This window comes from Mesorhizobium sp. B2-7-1 (assembly GCF_006440735.1).
GTDB lineage: Bacteria > Pseudomonadota > Alphaproteobacteria > Rhizobiales > Rhizobiaceae > Mesorhizobium.
Genome location: NZ_VFUA01000029.1, coordinates 53,279 through 59,950, shown reverse-complemented (window position 1 = coordinate 59,950; position 6,672 = coordinate 53,279). Strand labels below are relative to the sequence as shown.

4 protein-coding genes and 1 pseudogene are annotated in these 6,672 nt (G+C 62.8%); 2 read left to right on the top strand and 3 right to left on the bottom strand.

Going from position 1 to position 6,672, the window contains the following annotated elements; all coding sequences use genetic code 11:
* Window positions 1-105 (bottom strand): annotated as a pseudogene (locus FJ471_RS35300) (RNA methyltransferase); the annotation flags it as partial.
* Window positions 106-312: 207 nt separating this feature from the next.
* Between FJ471_RS35300 and FJ471_RS13840 the strand changes: the two are divergent.
* Window positions 313-1,524, top strand: a complete 1,212-nt coding sequence (locus tag FJ471_RS13840; RefSeq protein ID WP_140803871.1) for an NADP-dependent isocitrate dehydrogenase — start codon at window positions 313-315, stop codon at window positions 1,522-1,524.
* Window positions 1,525-1,596: 72 nt separating this feature from the next.
* The gene (locus FJ471_RS13835; RefSeq protein ID WP_140803869.1) at window positions 1,597-2,223 is read left to right on the top strand and encodes a glutathione S-transferase family protein; all 627 of its coding nucleotides are present in this window, start codon (window positions 1,597-1,599) and stop codon (window positions 2,221-2,223) included.
* Between the two features lie 67 nt (window positions 2,224-2,290).
* Here FJ471_RS13835 and alaS read toward each other — a convergent pair whose 3' ends face one another.
* Window positions 2,291-4,960 (bottom strand): alanine--tRNA ligase, encoded by a 2,670-nt coding sequence (gene alaS, locus FJ471_RS13830; protein WP_140803867.1) that lies wholly within the window; start codon window positions 4,958-4,960, stop codon window positions 2,291-2,293.
* A gap of 440 nt (window positions 4,961-5,400) precedes the next feature.
* On the bottom strand, window positions 5,401-6,498 hold the full coding sequence (gene recA, locus FJ471_RS13820; RefSeq protein WP_140803865.1) for a recombinase RecA: 1,098 nt from the start codon (window positions 6,496-6,498) through the stop codon (window positions 5,401-5,403).
* Between the last annotated feature and the right edge of the window lie 174 nt (window positions 6,499-6,672).

The following is a 6,672-nucleotide window of genomic DNA, read 5'->3' as shown; positions in this document are numbered from 1 at the left end:
CATGGCGCGGGCGACCATGCCGATATTCTCGCCGAGCTGCGGCTCGACCAGGATGATCGCCGGTCCGGCGGAAGCGGTTTTGGTTGTATCTTCGGTGGCTGGCATGGCTGTGGGTAACCGGAGTTTGCGGCGTTTCGGCGTCCCCTGCCACATCCGGACCGGAAAATGAAGCATTCACAACAGCGGCACGCGTCCGCTCCGGCGCGGATCGCGGTTTGCGCGCTGAAAAAGCCTTTGATATACGCTCCGCATCCCGGCCGAAACCATGCGGGCAAGGCCGTCCAGATCCCCCAGCAACGAGGCATTCTTTCCATGGCGAAGATCAAGGTGGCGAACCCGGTCGTCGAGCTCGACGGCGACGAGATGACCCGCATCATCTGGCAGTTCATCAAGGACAAGCTGATCCACCCCTATCTCGACTTGAAGCTTGAATATTACGACCTCGGCATCGAGCACCGCGACGCCACCAACGACCAGGTGACGATCGACTCGGCCAATGCCATCAAGAAATACGGCGTCGGCGTGAAATGCGCGACGATCACCCCCGACGAGGCGCGCGTCGAGGAGTTCAAGCTGAAGAAGATGTGGAAGTCGCCCAACGGCACCATCCGCAACATCCTCGGCGGCACCATCTTCCGCGAGCCGATCATCATGAAGAACGTGCCGCGCCTGGTGCCGGGCTGGACCAAGCCGATCATCGTCGGACGCCATGCCTTCGGCGACCAGTACCGCGCCACCGACTTCCGCTTCCCCGGCAAGGGCAAGCTGACGATCAAGTTCGTCGGCGAGGACGGCCAGGTGATCGAGCATGACGTCTATGACGCGCCGGGCGCCGGCGTTGCCATGGCGATGTACAATCTCGACGAGTCGATCCGCGAGTTCGCCCGCGCCTCGCTGAACTACGGCCTGCTGCGTAACTATCCGGTCTATCTGTCGACCAAGAATACCATTCTCAAGGCCTATGACGGCCGCTTCAAGGACATCTTCCAGGAAGTCTACGAGAAGGAGTTCGAGGCCGAGTTCAAGGCGCGCAAGCTCTGGTACGAGCACCGCCTGATCGACGACATGGTCGCCTCCAGCCTGAAATGGTCGGGCGGCTATGTCTGGGCCTGCAAGAACTATGACGGCGACGTGCAGTCCGACACCGTGGCCCAAGGCTTCGGCTCGCTCGGCCTGATGACCTCGGTGCTGATGACGCCGGACGGCAAGACAGTGGAAGCGGAAGCCGCGCATGGCACCGTGACCCGCCACTATCGCCAGCACCAGAAGGGCGAGGAAACTTCGACCAATTCGATCGCCTCGATCTTCGCCTGGACGCGCGGCCTCGCCCACCGCGCCAAGCTCGACGACAATGCCGAGCTGAAGCGCTTTGCCGAAACGCTGGAGAAGGTCTGCATCCAGACAGTCGAATCGGGCTTCATGACCAAGGACCTGTCGCTGCTGATCGGCCCCGACCAGCCCTGGCTCTCGACCACCGGCTTCCTCGACAAGATCGACGAGAATTTGCAGAAGGCCATGGGGTAATCAAATCCCGATAATGTCGAAGGCTCCGGAAGGAGCCTTCGTTTTTTCTGGGATAAGCAACGAGCGAAAGTGATGGCCAAGCCTATCCTCTACGGCGCGGACTACAGCGTCTATGTGCGCATCGCGCGGATGACTTTGGCGGAAAAGGGTGTCGGCTACGAGCTGGTGCCGCTCGACATCTTCGCCGCCGAGGGCATTCCGGCCTGGTATCTGGAGCTTCACCCTTTCGGCCGCATCCCGGCCTTCGAGCATGACGGCTTTCATCTGTTCGAGACCGGCGCTATCGCGCGCTATGTCGACGAAGCCTTCGACGGTCCGGCCCTGCAGCCCGCCGACGTGCGCGGCCGCGCCAGGATGGGCCAGATCATCGGCATGCTCGACGCCTATGGCTATCGCGCCATGGTCTGGGACGTCGCCGTCGAGCGGCTGGAAAAGACCCCGCCGGACGAGGCGCTGATCGCCGGCGGGCTCCGCCAGGCCGAGACGGTGCTAAAGGTTTTGGCATCGCTGAAGGCAAAGGGGCCCTGGCTGTTCGGCGACCAGCTGACGCTGGCTGACCTGCATGCGGCGCCGATCATTGCCTATTTCGTCAAGGTCGCGGAAGGACGCGACCTGTTGGCGCGGTTCGTGGAGATGCGCGATTGGTATCAGCGCGTCGCGGCGCGGCAGAGCTTTGCCAAGACCGAAAAGGTAAGCTGACATTATTGAAAAGACCGCGGGACAGCGCCCCGCTGCCCCGCCGACGTTTCGATAATTAGCCCGCAGCCTACGCCGCCTCCAGCGCCGCCTTAACCGCGGCGATCGCATCATTGGCCTTGGAGGCATCCGGGCCTCCGGCCTGGGCCATATCGGGACGTCCGCCGCCGCCCTGCCCGCCGAGCGCGGCGGACGCCACGCGCACCAGATCGACGGCGCTGAAACGAGCGATCAGGTCGTCGGTGACGCCGACGACCACGCTTGCCTTGTTATCCTCACCGGCGCCGACAAAGACCACCACGCCGGAGCCGAGCGTCTTCTTGCCGGCATCGGCAAGCGGCTTCAGGTCCTTCGGCGCCACGCCGGTGACCGCCTTGCCAAGGAAGCCGACGCCGGCGACGGTCTCGTTGGGGGCCGGCGCATCGGCAACGTCCGAGCCGCCGCCCAGCGCCAGTTTCTTGCGCGCTTCCGTGAGCTCCTTTTCGAGCTTCTTGCGCTCTTCGAGCAGCGTCTCGACCCGCGCCGGCACGTCGGCAGGCGAGATCTTGAGGGTCGCCGCCGCGGCTTTCAGTCGCTTGTCCTGCTCGTCGAGATGCTTGCGCGCAGCCTCGCCGGTCAGCGCCTCGATGCGGCGCACACCCGCCGCCACCGCGCTGTCCGAAAGGATGCGCACCAGACCGATATCGCCGGTCGACCTCACATGCGTGCCGCCGCAAAGCTCGACGGAATAAGGACGATTGGCCTTGGCGCCGTGCAGGCCGGTGCCCATCGACACGACGCGCACCTCGTCGCCGTATTTCTCGCCGAACAGCGCCATGGCGCCCTCGGCGATGGCATCGTCGACCGACATCAGGCGCGTCGACACCGGGCTGTTCTGCACGACGATCTCGTTGGCCATCCGCTCGACCACCTCGAGCTCATCGGCCGAGATCGGCTTGTTGTGCGAGATGTCGAAGCGCAACCGGTCCGGCGCGACCAGCGAGCCCTTCTGCGCGACATGGGTGCCAAGCACCTCGCGCAGCGCCTCGTGGATGAGATGCGTGGCGGAATGGTTGGCGCGCAGCTTCAAGCGGCGCGCGTGGTCGACCTTGAGCTCGACCGCAGCGCCCGTCTTCACCGTGCCTTTGGCTACCTTGCCGAGATGCACGAACAGACCGTCGGCCTTCTTCTGCGTATCGGAAATCTCGATCGAGAAGCCTTCGCCGGAGATCACGCCGGTATCGCCCATCTGGCCGCCGGATTCGCCGTAGAACGGCGTCTGGTTGACGACCACGGCGATCGCATCGCCCTGGCTCGCACTGTCGATGGCCTTGCCGTCCTTGACCAGCGCCTGGACGATGCCTTCCGCCTGCTCGGTCTCATAGCCGAGGAACTCGGTGGCACCCGTCTTTTCACGCACCGAGAACCACACGGTTTCGGTCGCGGCTTCGCCCGAGCCCGCCCAGTGCGCGCGCGCCTCGGCCTTCTGCCGCTCCATCGCGTCGGTGAAGCCGGCGATGTCGACCGAAATGCTGCGCTGGCGCAGCGCATCCTGCGTCAGGTCGAGCGGGAAGCCGTAAGTGTCGTAGAGCTTGAAGGCCGTCTCGCCGTCCAGCATGTCGCCGGCATGCAGCGTTTCGGTGGCGTCCGAAAGCAGGCCGAGGCCACGCACCAGTGTCTTGCGGAAGCGCGTTTCCTCGAGCTTCAGCGTTTCGGTGATCAACGCTTCGCCGCGCACCAGCTCGGGATAGGCCTGGCCCATCTCGCGGACCAGCGCCGGCACCAGCTGCCACATCAATGGCTCCTTGGCGCCAAGCAGCTGCGCATGGCGCATGGCGCGGCGCATGATGCGGCGCAGCACATAGCCGCGGCCTTCATTGGACGGCAGCACGCCGTCGGCCACCAGGAAGGAGGACGAGCGCAGATGATCCGCGATCACGCGATACGACGCGACATTCTCCTGGTCCGGACCCTGGCCGAGCGCGGAGGACGCGGCATCGATCAGATGCCTGAACAGGTCGGTCTCGAAGACGCTTTCGACGCCTTGCAGGATCGAGGCCATACGCTCCAGGCCCATGCCGGTGTCGATCGAGGGACGCGGCAGGTCGATGCGTTCTTCCTTCGTCACCTGCTCATACTGCATGAAGACCAGGTTCCAGAATTCCAGGAACCGGTCGCCGTCCTCTTCCGGGCTGCCGGGCGGGCCGCCCCAGATATGCTCGCCGCGATCGATGAAGATTTCCGAGCACGGGCCGCAGGGGCCGGTGTCGCCCATCGCCCAGAAATTGTCCGAGGTCGGGATACGGATGATGCGGTCATCCGAGAAGCCGGCGATCTTCTTCCAATAAGTCGCCGCCTCGTCGTCGGTGTGATAGACGGTGACGAGCAGCTTGTCCTTCTTGAGGCCGAAACCCTTGGTGATCAGGTTCCAGGCAAGCTCGATCGCGCACTCCTTGAAATAGTCGCCGAACGAGAAATTGCCGAGCATCTCGAAGAAGGTGAGGTGGCGCGCGGTGTAGCCGACATTGTCGAGGTCGTTGTGCTTGCCGCCGGCGCGCACGCTCTTCTGCGCGGTAGACGCCCGCGAATAAGGACGCTTCTCCAGCCCGGTGAAGACGTTCTTGAATTGCACCATGCCGGCGTTGGTGAACATCAGCGTCGGATCGTTGCGCGGCACCAGCGGGCTGGAGGCGACGATCTCGTGACCCTCCTTGCGGAAGTAGTCGAGGAATGTCGACCGGATGTCGTTCACGCCACTCATTGCATACTGCCTTTTTCGCAAGAACCGCCGGCGCTGCCGGCGGCTGATGGGCTTTCATGTTTCAGAAGATAGATGGGCCTTTTAGCGATAGCTCTTGAGCCTGTCCAGAAACACGGAGTTAAAGCATGTCTCCCGAAAGTGGGAACCGGTTTCGGGATAAAGACATGCGTAAAATCAAAAACCTAATGCATGTCGCCCAGAAGTGCGCAGCGGTTCTGGGACAACGACATGCATCAAAACAAAGGCTTAAAGCGCATGGAGCGAATCTGAAAGATCGCGACGCGCTTTAGGCCAATCAGCCGGCGAGCGGCGGCTCAACACCGCCCACAAACGCAAAACCGCCGGCACGAGGGCCGGCGGTTCGGGTACGCAATACTAGAACTCAATTACATAAGCATATGCGGATATAACAAGATTATGGCCAAACTCCGGCCGTCGCCTCACACGGCGCCGGCTTCGTCCTCGAAACCGTCGTCTCCGCCTTCGGAGCCGCCATTCTCGAGGAATTTCTCGGCGATCAGTCCGGCATTCTGCCTGAGCGCCATCTCGATTTCGCGCGCCGTGTCGGGATTGTCGCGCAGGAACAGCTTGGCGTTCTCGCGACCCTGGCCGAGGCGCTGCGAATTATAGGAGAACCAGGCGCCCGATTTCTCGACCACGCCCGCCTTGACCCCCAGATCGACGAGCTCGCCGGTCTTGGACACGCCCTCGCCATACATGATGTCGAACTCGACCACCTTGAAGGGCGGGGCCAGCTTGTTCTTGACCACCTTGACGCGGGTCTGGTTGCCGACGACCTCGTCGCGGTCCTTGACCGAGCCGATGCGGCGGATGTCGAGGCGCACCGAGGCATAGAATTTCAGCGCGTTGCCACCCGTGGTCGTCTCGGGCGAGCCGAACATGACGCCGATCTTCATGCGGATCTGGTTGATGAAGATGACCATGGTGTTGGAACGTGAGATCGAGGCGGTCAGCTTGCGCAGCGCCTGGCTCATCAAACGAGCCTGGAGGCCGGGCAGCGCATCGCCCATCTCGCCTTCGATTTCGGCGCGCGGCGTGAGTGCCGCGACCGAGTCGATGACCAGCACGTCGATGGCGCCCGAACGCACCAGCGTGTCGCAGATCTCCAGCGCCTGCTCGCCAGTATCGGGCTGCGAGATCAGGAGGTTTTCCAGGTCGACGCCGAGCTTGCGGGCATAGACCGGATCAAGCGCGTGCTCGGCATCGACGAAGGCGCAGATGCCGCCCTTCTTCTGGGCTTCCGCGACCGTGTGCAGCGCCAGCGTGGTCTTGCCCGAGCTTTCCGGACCGTAGATCTCGACGATGCGGCCGCGCGGCAGGCCGCCGACGCCGAGCGCGATATCGAGGCCGAGCGAGCCGGTCGGTACGGTTTCGATCTCGACCGCCTGCTCGTTGGCGCCGAGCCGCATGATCGAGCCCTTGCCGAAAGCGCGCTCGATCTGCGACAGCGCCGCGTCCAGAGCCTTTGATTTGTCCACTGCCTTATCCTCTACAAGCCGCAAAGAATTCTGAGCCATGATACATCACCCCTTGGTCGTCAATGAAGGCCGGACAATCCGTGATCCCTGCCGTTTTTGTACCTTTTTTGTTCTCATTTGGCAAGGGGCAACAACTATCGGAAAAATAATCAATATCTGGGTTTGTTCTATTTTTGTCTTACCAGCGCTGGTACCGTATTTATCCCTTGACGA